Below are 14855 nucleotides of genomic sequence, written 5' to 3' on the forward strand. Positions count from 1 at the left end.
CATTATTCAGAATTGGCGTCATTACCTAAAGGTAGCCTAGTTGCTTTTCACGAAAATAATTTTTCTGTTAAGAAATTAATGGTTAGCTTGGGTGATGGAAAATTTGCCATTAGGCATACCGATCGTTTGGAATTGGTTTTTGGTGGTAATTTTACCCAACTGGCTGATGGTAAATTTGGTCCCTATCAAGTAACGGCAGGTAAGGTTAACTTATTGGCGATGCGACAAGCGTCATTGTTAGGTAAAGATTCCATTTTTGGTTTAAAAGGTAATAAATTACTGATTAGGGCACATGGGGCACCATCGATTATTAATTATATGGATTCAATAGAATTTGCCAATGTTGTTAGAGGTTTAATGTTAAGAACACAAGATACGATTGATTTACGAAGTGTCGGCGCTATCGAGTTACAATCATGCTTTGGCGCTTATGGTAGGTATCCTTCTGGGCAGGTTTTAGCCAATGAATTAGGCAAAAAAGTCACAGCTTACCCGCTAACATACAGTGAAAAGATTGCGCAAAATCCCGAATGGTGGCGGCCATACCCTAAGACATTTATGCCAGCGAGTGATTTAAATTTTACCCAACAATGGCTAATTAATCAGCAACACATGCGCAATCATAACTTTTGGAATAAATTACTTGGACTCTACAAAAACGTTACAATGGTTAATAGTCGCCTTGCCCGGGCAGTAGAACATAATAAAGCGGACAACATTATTGAATCAATGACCCACGATATAGCAAAATTAGTGTTAAAAAAAATGAGCATTGATGATTTCTTACAATTGCATACAGAATATTATAGTGACGGTTTAACAGAGGTTCCGCCCGCTGGGATAAAGTTAGCATTAGAAACTTTATTGGCAAAGGATATACCGGGTAATGAACAAAGTTTTGCTGAACAGATAATTGCTGTTTTCTCGTTAAATAGATATTCATTTCAGTTATTGGATAACTATCTCTCTAATATATAATCGCCTTAACAGATGACAATATTATTAGCCGCTGTAGAGGTAACTGATAATAAATCTGCTTAGCCGTAAAAAATACAGACGCGTTGAATTCTGCTATCCATAACGATGATAGTAGAATCATTGCCGTTAAAAAGGTATTAAAGGTGTCTGGTGTTAAAACACTTTTCCGCTCGGATATCTTAGAAGATTGGTATGAAAATTTTTACTATTTAACGCTGGATATTGCGGTTAAGCATTAAAAGTTATTGCTGTGCTTGCAATAGGATAAATATCATTATCAATGACAGTGGCAAATTTTTTATTTAAATTTTTAAAAAAATACTTTTATTTTTTTAATTAAATTTTAAATTAAAAATAAACATTAAAATCAGCAAATAAAATTTGCCATATCTTTATCTATTAATGAAATAGTATTAGCTTTAATGCCAAATTAAAAACTATCAAAATTATCTTTACTAATTATTTTAATAAGTAACAAAATAAAGAAATGACTTTATTGAATTTTTTATTAATTGTGTTTTGTAAGATATTTATTTTGAGGATGAAAAATGACTAACCTAGCATTTAAAAGTAGTCGTTGGACTAGAGCGGATGTGCTTAAAGTTTGTATTGATGATCCAACAACAACGCAGCCACTTATTGATTATAATTTTCCGGTTATGGATGAAACGTTGTTTATCTGGGATACCATGCCGCTTAGAAAGTTAGATGGAACGATTGTTTCGGTTAATGGATGGTCAATCATTTTTACGTTAACGGCCGAAAGACGTCCAGATTTATTTAAATACGAAGATGGCCGCTACGATATAACGAGTGATTGGCATGATCGTCACGGTCGTGCTCGTATCTGCTTTTGGTATTCAAGAGATGGCCAAAGTTGGGAATTCGGTGGTCGAGTGATGCAAGAAGGGGTTTCACCTACTAGTAGAGAATGGGCTGGAACACCGATTCTTATGAATGATAAAGGTGAAATAGAGTTATATTATTCCTGTGTAACCCCTGGTGCATGCATGGCTAAAATTTGTGGTCGGGTTGTTACAACGAACAGTGATGTTAGAATGGTCGGTTTTGACGAAGTGAGCCAGCTATTCTCGGCGGATGGTTTTTATTATCAGACAGAAGAACAAAATCAATACTGGAATTTTCGCGATCCATGGCCTTTTATCGATCCTATCGATGGTAAGCTTTATATGGTTTTTGAAGCCAATGTAGCCGGTGAACGTGGTACACATATTATTACCAGTGATGATATGGGGGACATTCCGCCTGGATATGAAGAGGTTGGCGGGGCGCGTTTTCAGTGTGGTTGTATAGGAATTGCGGTAGCAACAGACAAATCTGGCGAAAACTGGCAGTTACTTCCGCCATTGGTCACTGCTGTGGGGGTGAATGATCAGACTGAACGACCGCATTATGTATTTAAAGACGGTAAATATTATTTGTTTACCGTCAGTCATCAGTACACTTATGCTGACGGTTTAAATGGACCTGATGGGGTATATGGTTTTGTTAGTAACAAGCTGACCGGACCTTATGAACCATTAAATGGCTCTGGATTAGTTCTTGGCAATCCATCGGCTCGCCCTTATCAAACTTACTCACATTATGTTATGCCCAATGGCTTAGTCACATCATTTATTGATAATATTCCTAATCCTAATATCGATGATGGTAAAGGACAATATCGCATTGGTGGAACTGAAGCACCAACGATCCAAGTCAAAATTGAAGGAAACCGTACATTTATGGTGAAAGAGTTTGGCTATGGTTATATTCCGCCGATGGAGAATATCGTCGTAAGAAAGAGATGTAGTGGTTAACTAGTTTTAGTTGCTAAATCTATTTTAAATTTTGTTCCGATGAATAGTAATTTAAGAATCGTATTTTCTGGTTAATTTGATATTTTCTGTTATTTAATTTATTAGTTTCAATTTATAGCTGGAAAATTAACCTATAACATTGAGTTGTTGCTTTTATACAGCTATTAGCTCATATCGATTAGTCAGTAAGAAAGATAAAATTATTTTGATAGATAATTTAGCATTGATGTAAAAGATTTTTACCTAATAGTCATTGAGAAATAAATATTTATTTGATTTATCAGAAAAGAACTAACCAATTAAATATAAATAAATGATAAATAATAATTTTTTGTTAAAAATAAAGGTAATTTAGCGTTACTATTTATATAGGTATTTATACGCAATACACCGAACGAGTCTATAAACAAAACACAACATGAGAACAAGATAAATAAAAAATAATCTTCAAAATACCTCATATCCATCAACCCGCTACACACCATCAAATGAAGCTAATCGTTGTTTCTGCTCATCGGTCAAACTAAAGGTAAAGTCCTCATGCTCTATCTGCCATGTGCCAAAACTCATCAGAAACGCTAAGGCCGGGTCGATTTTATTAGCCGATTTCTTCTTGTTCGGTTTAATATTGGCGTTTGCATCGGTTTCCATCACTACATTTGCGATCGCCCATGTTAAAACAGGGTCGCCGTTATGGTGGATATTCTGACGATTAACAAACACTTCTGCTGACTTGGCGACAGGGCTTAAACGCATATAGGTTTGTGGGAAGGGTTCAACATCTAAACCTGCACCCTGTAATTGCGTTCTAAGATGAGTCGCATTCCACGTATCAAAGCCAATGAGCTTAATCTCAAACTGCTCACTGTCTTTGAGAATATCATCTCTGATACGGTCATAATCAATACAATCGCCTTTGGTGGTTCTCAGCCAGCCTAACCGCACCCATTGATGATAGATTGCTCTATTTTTATTCGCTGGACTCTGTAATTGCGCTTCGGGGATATAGTGACGGCTCAATAGCAAGAGCGCATTCTCTTGTGGGAAGGTATAACAGACGCTAGTAATATCGTTTGTTGAGGATAAATCCATCCCTGCATAACAGGTTTGTCCCTTTAAATCCGTTTCCTTGTAGTCCCGTTGACAGGCAGCCCAAGCCCCTTCACCCATCCACGGCGTTTGACCCTGACACCAGATATTAAATCGTTTGGTTAACATCTCTGTCCATTGTGAGGGAATTCCCCTTGCTTTTTTAATCGTATCGTTCAGGGCATGACTTTCTACAGAGACATTAAGATTAGGATTGGCTTTAACCCAGTTATGCTCATCATCAAGCTCACCGTCTTCGTCTAGTTCATAAATCAGGGCAAAGAGTGATTCATTCTGCGCTTCACCGTCCAATATCTGACAACAATAATCATAGTGCTGTTTACAGGCTGAAATAACATTGCTCCCTGCGGTGGTAATGGCAAAAAGTAGTGCTTCAGGGCGTGCCCCCATCCCTAACTCAAGCGCGGAATAAACCGCATTATCAGGGTGTAGATGGTACTCATCGACGATCGCCAGACTCGGATTAGTGCCCTCAATGGTGGCAGCTTTGGCAGCAAGCGGCTTTAGCAAACTGTTATTTTTAGGATAAATTATTTTATGTTGCTGGATAGTCAGCCGTTTCTTTAGGCTAGGGGATAGCAAACACATCTGACGGGCATCATCAAAAACAATGCGTGCCTGGTCTCGACTCACGGCTGCCGTATAAATATCCTGTTGCCCCCCTTCCATGATTAAAAACCAATTAGCCAGTATTGCAGCCAATGTAGACTTAGCGTTCTTTCTTGGCACTTGGATATACGCACTACGATATTTTCTTCTTCCCGTGCTAACTTCTTTGAATCCTAAAATATTCGCTATAGCAAATTGCTGCCAAGGTTCTAATTGAATGGGCTTACCTCGAAGATGTCCTTTTACATGGGGGCAGAGACGGGAAAAAGCGATAAAACGTGCTACCGTTGGCGTATCGAAGGTATAAACGGGATTATTGCGGTCATTAAAATAACGATTAACCGCCTGTTTTAAGCGCTTACAGGCCGGAATATCGCTATTTCTGACGCGCTCAGCGTATTGATGCCAATCGGTCAAGTTCATCTTCTTCTTGCATTTCTACCGGATTACGGCGACGTGATACGGGGTCAAAACCTAATAGGGAGGCCATTTTTATCATGGTTTTTTCTGCCTCAGCTTTGGCGCTTAATGCGGGGTTCCTACTTTCGCTTCCCTGACTGTTGGCGATACTAAATCCGCGTTCTGCGAGGTCTGCAACGGCTTTTCGGTAAATGGAATAGTTGACGCAATACAGCTCAAAGCTACTCCAATCAGTGGGGTTCAGGTCGTTACGCTCTGCAACGAATTTTGCCTTAGCTTTCCATTCTGTAGTAGCAATCTCATCAAGATAGCTAGGGGCTTTGGGTGCTCTTGCCATAATCTACTGTTTTCCTTATTGTTTTATTTTCAAAAAAATGACCGCGCATAAAAATTCGATTGACGTGCGGTCCCAGCGCAATAGGGGGTTGTCATATTTAACTCCCCCACCCCCTACTTCCAAGGCTGATTCCTAAAACATTCCATTAGCTCACGGTCACGCTGAGTCAATCGTTTAACGTAGGATTTATTCGCGCTTGGCTTAACGCGTCGATAACCTTGGCTATGTCTAAGTAATCCCTTAATCAATTGATTTATCTGATATTCGTCCATTAAGGTTATACTCGTGTATCCAGTCATTACGATGAGCAGCTTTTTCTTCCTGCTCACGGAACATGCCAGCTTTACGCTGTGCTTTAGTTATTGGATCTTGCTGAATAATTTTGCGGTTATGACATCCCTGACACAATGATTGATGGTTATCTTGCCACCAGAACAGTACATCGCTATCTCCATCGATTGGGATGATATGGTCAACGATTTTAGCGGGTGTATATATCCCCTGACTTTCGCACTTCACGCAAAGAGGATGCTCCTTCAAATAAATCAGACGATATTTAGCCCATTGGCTGGAGTAGCCACGCTGGGTATGCGTTCCACGTTGTTTTTCTACTCTGCGTCTGGCTGCTCGTTTATGCGCCTCGCACTTACCCGATTTCACTCGGGTACTACAGCCTGGCTCTGTACATCTTTTTAATGGTTGATACGGCATTTAATACACTCCAATATCTCGATACACTGACCATAACGATTTAATCGTAAAGGGGACTTCTTTAAGCTCAACATCTGTTGCCATTTCCCGATTCTCATAGAGCAATCCGATATAGAGCAAACACCCAACCTTAATTGCTGGCGTGAATGTCAATCCTTCATCAAACCGTTTGCCGATATGTTGTTGACAGGCTTCAAGTGCTGCTTCGGCATACGTGGTTAATAATTTATCATCCAGCGTAAAACTCTCTTCTAATCGACAATGCTGTTTGATTTCATTTAAAGGGATTTTTACATTAATCAAATCGTCCTCCTCCCTTGCAAATCAATTCTAATCTTGATTGGCGTGCATCGGATAAAACAACGGCTATCTCAAATCGAGAACCCAGTGTATTAGCACCTTTATACACAATGGCGTTGTCAATCGTGATATCAGGACGATAACGCATCCAAATCTTGACGATGGCTTGAGGATAGCGAGTACCAAAGGTTAATAACTCCTGACCGCGTAGCGCTTTTACTTCTGCCCAGACATCTTCAACATCTACCCAGGTTACTCGCTGGTCACCTAGATTACCGTATGTAATCTCTTGTTTCTGAATCGTCACACGATGTCTTAATCGTCCTGCTCTCATGCGTTGTCCTCCGCATGTTTCTTAACCTCAATATGCTGTTTCCACGCCTGACTAAATTCATCACCGCCATCACGAGGCGGTAAGCCTTCCCGTTCACGGGCTTCATTGGGGCACATCACACCGGATTTAATCGCCGTTTCATAACTTAAGAAACGCTCTCTTGGGTTGGCTCTGAGTAAATCGGCGGTGTCAAATTCCACTTGGTAACGCATACCGGATTGCGGAACATTAAGTAGTAGTGCCGATTTGATTTGCTGTTCGAAATTCGCTAACCAAGGGCGCATGGTAATGGTTAAAAACGCGCGGCTGGCTTCACTAAAATTACTGTAGGTACTGTTGGAATATTCTTGCAGAAAAATAGGGCTGACATTGAACATGCGGGCGATATCTTCTATCGTAAAACGGCGGGAAGCTAACCATTCTGCATCCTGATTACTCATGCCTAATTTTTCATATCCCATTCCACCTTCAAGGATTGGCACTTTACCCGCATTTTTTGCGCCTCGATAACGTTCAAGCGCGTCAAGGGCTTTTTGCCCTTTGGCATCATTCAGCCACTCATTGGATTTAATAATCCCTGCTGCCATCATGCCATCTTTCATCACACTCGCGCCGTGGCGCTGTTGGGCTAGTCCTAAACCTAATGTCTCCCGACAAATCGTAATCGGTGAACGTCCCATAAACCCATCATCCGTGGCGTAACGTAAATGTAAGATTTCTTCTTGCAGACAGATACGGACTTGACCACTGTATGGCTCGGTTATCGTATAACGGTAACGGTGCTCACTTAATCGTTCAGGTACAACCGCACTCGGCGGATAAGGATGTAATGAAGCGGGCTGTCCGTCTTTACCCCATGTGATAAGCGCATAGGCATTACCATTGAGTAAGCAATGGCGCATTAGGGTTCGTTTAAACTGGAAAGGTGTTTGACAATCATTTGGTTTTTCATTGAGCAAATAATCTACCACGTGGTTACTTAGCCATTCCCGTGATTCCATACCTTTATCATTGTGTACCCGATATAAAAAACAGGGCATCGTCGCCACCGCTTCACTAATCACCGTAACGGCATTGATAACAGCGGGTAAGCCTTCTGCGGTTATCGGTGAGACATATTCGCCTGACCGACTGTTAGGAATGCCAGCCAGTGACAGGAACTCATCAATACTAAGGCTGCGTTCTTCTGCCTTTTTATGTCTGAATGGCCACATTATTCCACCTCAGATAATTGTAGCCACCGATTGTGTCACCGATCATGCAAAACTGATCCACTAACGATCATCTAAAACTGATCCACTTGGTATTATTCGCACATTTTTGTACGGATAATTTATGTTAACCAAGGAGATATTTGTGGATATTCATGTTCGCTTTGCACAAGGACAAAGCCTTCGAAAAATTGCCAGTGAGTTGGGTATATCCCGTAACACCGTAAAACATCATTTACAACAACAGACAATGCCAACTTATGCTAAAAGAAGTCAACAACCGACTAAATTATCCCCCTTTAAACCTTATTTGCTTCAGCGAATTGAACTGGCTAAACCTGATTGGATCCCTGCAACAGTCTTATTTGATGAGGTAGTTGAAAACGGCTATCAAGGTGGTATTGCTCAATTACGCCGATTTGTTTGTCAATTTAAACCAAGCATTGTTCCCGAAGTAGTCGTCCGTTTTGAAACACAGCCAGGTCAACAAATGCAAATCGACTTCACCAGCATCCGGCGAGGTAAAAAATCGCTGAAAGCGTTTGTTGCAACGCTAGGCTATTCGCGTGCGAGTTATGTAAAGTTCTTTGATAATGAACGAGCAGAATCGTGGCAGCAAGGTTTAAGAGAAGCTTTCGACTACTTTGGTGGTGTACCACAGGAAGTATTGTGTGATAACGCAAAATCCCTCATCATCGAACGGGATGCTTATGCAGAAGGTGATCATAAATTACATGTCGAAATGCTTCAAATGTCGAAAGATTACGGGTTTAAATTGAAGGCTTGCAAGCCCTACAGGGCAAAAACGAAAGGGAAAGTAGAGCTGTAATGGTCAACAAATTCTGTAGAAGATCTAAGCGGCATTTTTTAGTTCATGATATTTTTGATGTGGCGTTAAATAACCAATCGTTGAATGGCGTCGATAATAATTGTAAAACTGAATATAATTTTCAACTTCACAGACAACAGATTGATGATTCATAAACGATAAACGGTTAAGTCTTTCTGTCTTTAAACTCCTAAAAATCTTTCCATCACGGCATTATCGAGGCAATTACCTCGCCGACTCATGCTTTGAGTTATTTTCCGTTCAAAGAGGTGCGCCCTAAACTCCTCCGATGAATATTGGCAACCTTGATCTGAATGGAACATCAAACTTGTCGTATCCGGTAATTGCCGTTCAATTGCGTTATCTAAGGCTTCTTTCACTAATTTCGAATCCGGTTTTGTTGATAAGGCATAACCAATAATTTCTTTGGTGGCTAAATCCAACACACAGGCTAAATAGCTCCACCCATAGTGATGTCTAATATACGTGATATCCCCGACATAATAGTGATTATGCTGTTCAGGGAAAATTGTCGTTTAAGCAAATTAGGGGCATATCGATGTTCGTTACCCGATGAGTGATAGTAGTGCTTTTCGTTGGTCTAATTGCAACTAATTGATTTAATTTCATGATGTTCGATATTTTATAAGTGCCAATTTGGTGCCTAAACCCTTTAACTCGGCTTGAATACGTCTTTTGCCATAAATTTGACCCGATGTATAAAAAATACGTTTGATTTCGCCACACAGTCTTTCATTTTCAACTGTCGGTATTTTCGTTTCATAATAAAAACTACTGCTGCTTACTTCAAAAAGATGGCATAACTCAGTGACCGTAAAATTGGGGTACATGATTTTCAGTTGCTTCACGATTTTGAGTTTTGATTGTCGAGGATGAAGTAAGCCGCGGCTTTTTAATATGTCATTATCCCTCTGAGCACGCTTAAGTTGAACTTCTAATTTTGTATGCGCTGTTGCTCGGGTGTTAACGCTTTTGATTTTACAGGCGTATTCCCATTTAACTCGGCAAGATATTGTTGCTTCCATCGTGATACGGCAGATTTACCCGCACCGGATATTTTTTCAACTTGGATATTGCTATATCCACCTTCAACCATGAGTTTTGCATATTCCAGTTTTTGCTTTCCGCTAAAGGTTACTTTTACTTTTCGGGTCATATTTATACCTATAAGATTTGGCTTAATTATAAGCTATAAATCTCTACAGTTTTATTAGACCACTACATTAACTGCCGCTATGCTTGATCGTTTACTTCATCATTCGCATGTACTGCAATTAAGCGGTGAAAGCTACCGATTGAAAGATAAGCGGCGCTCAGGAGCAATAACTGAGTAAAACAGTGGATCAATTTTGATTGATCGGATTTAGATAAAAAGTGGATCAGTTTTCGGTGATCGTTGACACCATCGTTTTTTGACCATTTTATCCCGCCTTTCTGACAGTAAAGTGACGGCGTGTATTCCTTTTTCCGCACTCATAAACCGCAATCGGTTTCCACATAAAATACATTGGTACGGGTCAGTATTTAAAAAACCTTTGATAAGGGCCCCAAACCCAGGTTTTTCAGGCACATTAGGAGATATCATGTCTAACGCCTCATACACCTTCGGTAATAAGCACCCGCGTTTGCGATTGGCTAAAAAACCGTAATAACGGATCATCTTAAAATGTCGCGCAGGGATATGACTGACATAACGCCGTATCATTTCTTCTTGGGATAAGGTCTGTCGTCTGTATTGTTGGCTGTGGTGGTCATAGTAATGATGAACCACGCTGCCGCCGCTGTAGTGTTTCAATTGAGAAGCGGAGATAGGGGGACGTTTAAGATAACGGCCCAGATATTTCACATTATGCCAGGCCCCGCGTGTCTTTTTGGCAAAATGTACTTTCCAATAACGTTGAAACTGGGCATTGAGGTAACGACACCAGGTCTGATAATTGCGAATGTGCCCGAAGCCAGGCAATTTATTGGGTTGTAACTGAAAATAGTTATCCCTAAGGAGTCGAATGACCGCACTGCGCCAGACCTTTTCAACGTCTTTCTTTTAAAGAAAATCGGTTTCCAGGTGTCATATTGAGTGAGTCCCCACGCGTGACGGATAAATGAATATGCGGATGTTGATTGAGTTGGCGACCGTAAGCATGCAGCGCACAAAAAATGCCAATTTCGAGGCCTTGGCGCTTGGCGTGTTTGAGCATGGCGCGGGCTGTACAGAGAAAGAGTTGGTTGAGCAAGTACCAGTTATTGTTAAAAAAAGGCCAAAGTAGGTGAGGCATAGTGAGGGTAATATGTTGCCATTCGCAATCCGGCAAAATATGGCGCTGCTGGGCAATCCACTGTTCGGTGCCTTTGAGGCCACACGCACTGCAGGCTTTGGATTTACAGGTTTGACAAAAGAAGCGTGAATGAGAGCATTCAGGTGAAGAACAGCAATAACGGCGAACGCCCATAGCGCAGGTGCTGCAGGCGAGCATCTTTTCGACAGAGAGTAGTTGCCATTCATCTACGTGATTATTTTCGATGAAAAGGTTCCATCCGTCATCGTATTGAAATAGCAGTTTTGCAGGTCTGGGGATGTACATAGAGCAGAGTATAAAAGACGAGAAGGGAATTGCCTAGAAATAGAGCGCCTTTGCCGCGATGCTCACGCCAAAGGCGTGCTTATGTTCTCAAAAATTTGTCAAGTTTATGAAACTGATAAACATGTTTTGGGGATCTATCAATTGAAGATATCATCAATACAGAAATTATTTATAGCTATATTAATACTAATAATGAAACCCAATATTCAACTTTCACTATTTTTGATTATCTTGTTCGTCATATAATAGGTGAAAATTCTCCTTTAATAACCAGAAACAATATTAAAATAAAGTTCCCTGACAAATATAATTCCCAGTTGATTAAATATTTAGATGAAGAAGCATTACAAGTAAAAAAAGAGCTTGATTTGATAAAAAATATTGATTTATTAAAAGAAAAAAAAGATAAACTACAAGAAAAAATACCCAATATGGAGACTTATTTAAAAACATATTTAGCCAAAATAAGTAAAGAGCATAATGTTAGCCATACTAACTTAAATGATCTAGTTGAATTTCCTTATACAGCTACTTCATTTAATCCTGAATTGAATGCTGCTATCAATCATTATCACCCATCTGTTGCAAAATTATATACTGTACGTGATATTATGTTAGGTAAAGAGCGAAAATGGTTATCAGAAAATACGAATTATAAATTAGATAAAGAATTAGGCGCTTTATATCCTACTCAATATACAACAGAACTTATTAGTAAAATAAATTCTCCTTATATCCAGAATAGTTATATTGCGGAAATGGAAGAAGTTAAAAAAAATGAGGAGATAAAAGAGCTGTTTAATGACTTTAGAATCCAATTATTAACTACCTATGGTAAAAAGGACGTTTTATACTATTTAGTGGAAGATAGTCCGGGTTTGTTAATCTTTTTTGATAAAGATCGCGGACCTGTTACTGGCATTGATAAAAAGGTTAATCGCATTGACCCGGAAAACACACCTATTGCCGTGATATCAATTTTTACCGGTGAATGTCTTCATTATCCCTCATTCCGCGATTTTAAACGCGCGATTACCGTAAGTGAAAAATTAAAATTATGGGTAGCGGCACATTTCACTAATTACAGTGAGATTAATCCTTCTCAACTTAAATTAAAAAGAGAAAATGAGGATTATTCATTTTTATTTGAAGATATTATTAATTTTAATATAAAAAAAGCCGATGTATTAATTAGATCCCATCAAGAGGCCTTGCTGTTTGAATTATTTAATCGACTTAAGGATATAACATTTCCTTATACTTTTTTTACATTTTTAATGGGTAATATCCCCGGGATTGTTTATGGTAGCGTTTTATCAGCAACGCCTTCATTTTTACAAGCGTCGATTAGTGATACAGAAGCTGAATATAAAAATTATTTAAAAGAAGGAGTAATTAATATTATGGCGGAAACTCTTGGCGTAGTGATTCCAGAGGCTATTATTCAGGTAGCTAAAGGCACGTCAAAAGGAATTAATCTTTATGCAAAATACAAGTTTAACCAAAAAATTCTTCAGATTGATAAAGATGCTATCCAACAGTTAGCTAATGATTTTCATCATAGTCAAAATAATTTAAGACTTGGCGTAAGGTCTATTAAAAATGAAAATCAATATTTACTGGAAATTAAACCTGCCTTCAAGCCAAATAATTTAACAAATGATATAACCGCTACTGAATATCTAACTGAACTTCAATTCAATCCTTCTACTGCTCAAATAATTAATAATCCTGCTGCAGAGGATAATGTTTTAATGAGTGCGGTTGCCCTATTTATGCGTCAGCATGGTATGGTTGATATTAAATATCGAGCAATATATATTTGGCAGAATGTGAAAGATGAAACCCCGATAACGCATTTTGCTGTGGTTGGCAAAAAACAGGATAAAAATTATATTTTTGATTTAACAGCCGAACGTTTTAAAAATATTAGTAATTCAAATTTAGATGGTCCACTTATTTTAGAAGAAGCCGTATGGGAAAATAGATATCGGCAAGCTTTTGCTGATAGTGTTGTTAGGTATAATGATTTTGTCAACGAGGAAATAGCGGAAGGCTCATTCAAAAAATATTTAAATTTACAGATTGCTGAAGCTATTAAAAATTCTAAAGCATTAACAAAGCCAGCCTGGTATTCTGCACAACTTACAGGACAAAAGAATTTTATAGACAAATTTAATAGCTTAATTAACAACAATTCAATTCACAATATATTACATGAAATGTATTGGTTTAATAATTTACCCAAAGATAATATCAACTATATAGCTGAGGTTTTATATCAGGCTAATATATTATTAAATAAAGAGAATAAGAAAAAATTAGTAGGAGCATTATCAAAGATATTACAGAATGAAAATATTAAAAATAGCGAAAGCTTGTGGTTGCAAGCACTAGATAATTACCGTCAAATTAATAGCATGGATGAATTATTACTCGTTAAGCCAGGAGAAATTATATTTTTTAATAACCAAGAAGGAAAGCTTGTTTCGATGTTGGTTAGTTTGGGCAATGGCTTATTTTCTAGGCTGTGTCCCTTAATTGCTTGAGCTATAGTATCCATCTGTTTCTACGATACTTTGAATTATGGCTCGCTACGATCTTTCTGATGAAGCATGGGCAATCATTGAGCCCTTGTTGCCAACCATTTTGACATCTTCGCGGGTCGGTCGGCCGTGGGCAGAACATCGCAAAATCGTCAACGGCATGTTCTGGATACTGTGTTCAGGCGCCCCATGGCGTGATTTACCTGAACGTTACGGCCCATGGAAAACCGTTTATAACCGTTTCAACAGATGGTCAAAGGATGGAACTATTAACATTATTTTCAATAAGTTGCTTTCATTTCTTGATGCTCATGAACTGGTTGACTGGTCAGCCATTGCGCTGGATGGCAGTAATATTCGTGCTCTCAAATGTGCGGCTGGTGCTCAAAAAAACATCCCGATATTACCGACGATAACAGCTTGGGTCGCTCACGAGGTGGTTATGGCACCAAAATCCACATGGCGACTGACGGAAGCGGCATCCCGCTAAACATCGTACTGAGTGCTGGGCAGGCTCACGAAAGCCTGTTCGCGCTACGACTCCTGGACGGCATTGGCGTGCAACGCCAGAACGGCAGCATGAAGCGTCGTGGTCATACGGTACTGGCTGACAAAGCCTACTCTGGGAATGCGCTACGTAACGAGTTGAAAAGAAAAGGGATGAAAACGGTTATTCCCCGAAAATCAAATGAAAAACTGGCTTCAGATGGACGCTCGCAACTTGATCGTGATGCTTATCGCCATCGCAACGTTGTGGAAAGGTGTTTTGGCCGTTTAAAGGAATATCGCCGGATCGCTACACGTTATGAAAAAACGGCAAGAAACTATCTAGCAATGGTGAAACTGGGCTGCATTCGCTTGTTTTACCGCCGATTACGCAATTAAGGGACACAGCCTAGTCTAGAAAATAATAAATTATGCCCTTATCTTAAAAATAACAATGGTATTATTATGGCAGAACAGATTGGCCTATTTGTTCAAGGTCAGTTAGAGCAATATACTACGCCAGTAACAAAACTAAATGCCTATGTGGGTTAAGCGAAAGGT

General features: G+C 39.3%; 11 protein-coding genes and 3 pseudogenes. 6 read left to right on the forward strand and 8 right to left on the reverse strand.

Annotated features, from left to right (window positions below; genetic code table 11):
- Positions 1–12 precede the first annotated feature (12 nt).
- A complete protein-coding gene (locus ArsFIN_RS04250; RefSeq protein ID WP_135677487.1) occupies positions 13–978 on the forward strand; it encodes a hypothetical protein in 966 nt (321 codons plus the stop codon).
- Positions 979–1526: 548 nt separating this feature from the next.
- Positions 1527–2798, forward strand: a complete 1272-nt coding sequence (locus tag ArsFIN_RS04255) for a glycoside hydrolase family 68 protein (protein WP_026822335.1) — start codon at positions 1527–1529, stop codon at positions 2796–2798.
- Between the two features lie 474 nt (positions 2799–3272).
- Here the strand turns inward: ArsFIN_RS04255 and ArsFIN_RS04260 are convergent, their stop codons facing one another.
- From ArsFIN_RS04260 to ArsFIN_RS04285, 6 genes are all read right to left on the reverse strand, one after another.
- Positions 3273–4934, reverse strand: a complete 1662-nt coding sequence (locus ArsFIN_RS04260) for a terminase large subunit (RefSeq protein ID WP_135678158.1) — start codon at positions 4932–4934, stop codon at positions 3273–3275.
- Positions 4909–5274 (reverse strand): phage terminase small subunit P27 family, encoded by a 366-nt coding sequence (locus tag ArsFIN_RS04265; protein ID WP_135677454.1) that lies wholly within the window; start codon positions 5272–5274, stop codon positions 4909–4911. Before ArsFIN_RS04265 ends, ArsFIN_RS04260 begins: the two co-directional genes overlap by 26 nt.
- A 240-nt stretch (positions 5275–5514) precedes the next feature.
- Complete coding sequence (locus ArsFIN_RS04270; RefSeq protein ID WP_135677488.1) at positions 5515–5985, reverse strand: HNH endonuclease; 471 nt, start codon at positions 5983–5985, stop codon at positions 5515–5517.
- A complete protein-coding gene (locus ArsFIN_RS04275; RefSeq protein WP_026824208.1) occupies positions 5986–6285 on the reverse strand; it encodes a head-tail connector protein in 300 nt (99 codons plus the stop codon).
- Positions 6281–6619, reverse strand: a complete 339-nt coding sequence (locus ArsFIN_RS04280; RefSeq protein ID WP_026824207.1) for a phage head closure protein — start codon at positions 6617–6619, stop codon at positions 6281–6283. Before ArsFIN_RS04280 ends, ArsFIN_RS04275 begins: the two co-directional genes overlap by 5 nt.
- Complete coding sequence (locus ArsFIN_RS04285; protein WP_135677489.1) at positions 6616–7833, reverse strand: phage portal protein; 1218 nt, start codon at positions 7831–7833, stop codon at positions 6616–6618. The genes ArsFIN_RS04280 and ArsFIN_RS04285 overlap by 4 nt, the downstream gene beginning before the upstream one ends.
- A 121-nt stretch (positions 7834–7954) precedes the next feature.
- Between ArsFIN_RS04285 and istA the strand changes: the two genes are divergently transcribed.
- Positions 7955–8659, forward strand: a complete 705-nt coding sequence (gene istA / locus ArsFIN_RS04290) for an IS21 family transposase (protein WP_246067336.1) — start codon at positions 7955–7957, stop codon at positions 8657–8659.
- A 24-nt stretch (positions 8660–8683) separates the two neighbouring features.
- Here the strand turns inward: istA and ArsFIN_RS04295 are convergent.
- A pseudogene (locus tag ArsFIN_RS04295) lies at positions 8684–9836 on the reverse strand (IS3 family transposase).
- 64 nt (positions 9837–9900) lie between these two features.
- On the opposite strand from ArsFIN_RS04295, the pseudogene ArsFIN_RS04300 reads away from it, so the two are divergent.
- Positions 9901–10014, forward strand: a pseudogene (locus ArsFIN_RS04300) (ATP-binding protein); the annotation flags it as partial.
- A gap of 29 nt (positions 10015–10043) precedes the next feature.
- Here the strand turns inward: ArsFIN_RS04300 and ArsFIN_RS28730 are convergent.
- Positions 10044–11262, reverse strand: a pseudogene (locus ArsFIN_RS28730) (IS91 family transposase).
- A gap of 317 nt (positions 11263–11579) precedes the next feature.
- Between ArsFIN_RS28730 and ArsFIN_RS04310 the strand changes: the two are divergent.
- Together ArsFIN_RS04310 and ArsFIN_RS04315 are read left to right on the forward strand one after the other, a co-directional pair.
- Positions 11580–13811 (forward strand): hypothetical protein, encoded by a 2232-nt coding sequence (locus tag ArsFIN_RS04310; protein ID WP_051297184.1) that lies wholly within the window; start codon positions 11580–11582, stop codon positions 13809–13811.
- Positions 13812–13848: 37 nt separating this feature from the next.
- Positions 13849–14693 (forward strand): IS5 family transposase gene (locus ArsFIN_RS04315; RefSeq protein ID WP_135677396.1). Its coding sequence is split into 2 segments (ribosomal slippage): positions 13849–14194 and positions 14194–14693, totalling 846 coding nucleotides; the frame shifts between segments, so codons are not numbered across the junction.
- Positions 14694–14855: the final 162 nt, after the last annotated feature.

The sequence above is a fragment of the Arsenophonus nasoniae genome (genome assembly GCF_004768525.1).
In the GTDB taxonomy this organism is placed as follows: domain Bacteria; phylum Pseudomonadota; class Gammaproteobacteria; order Enterobacterales; family Enterobacteriaceae; genus Arsenophonus; species Arsenophonus nasoniae.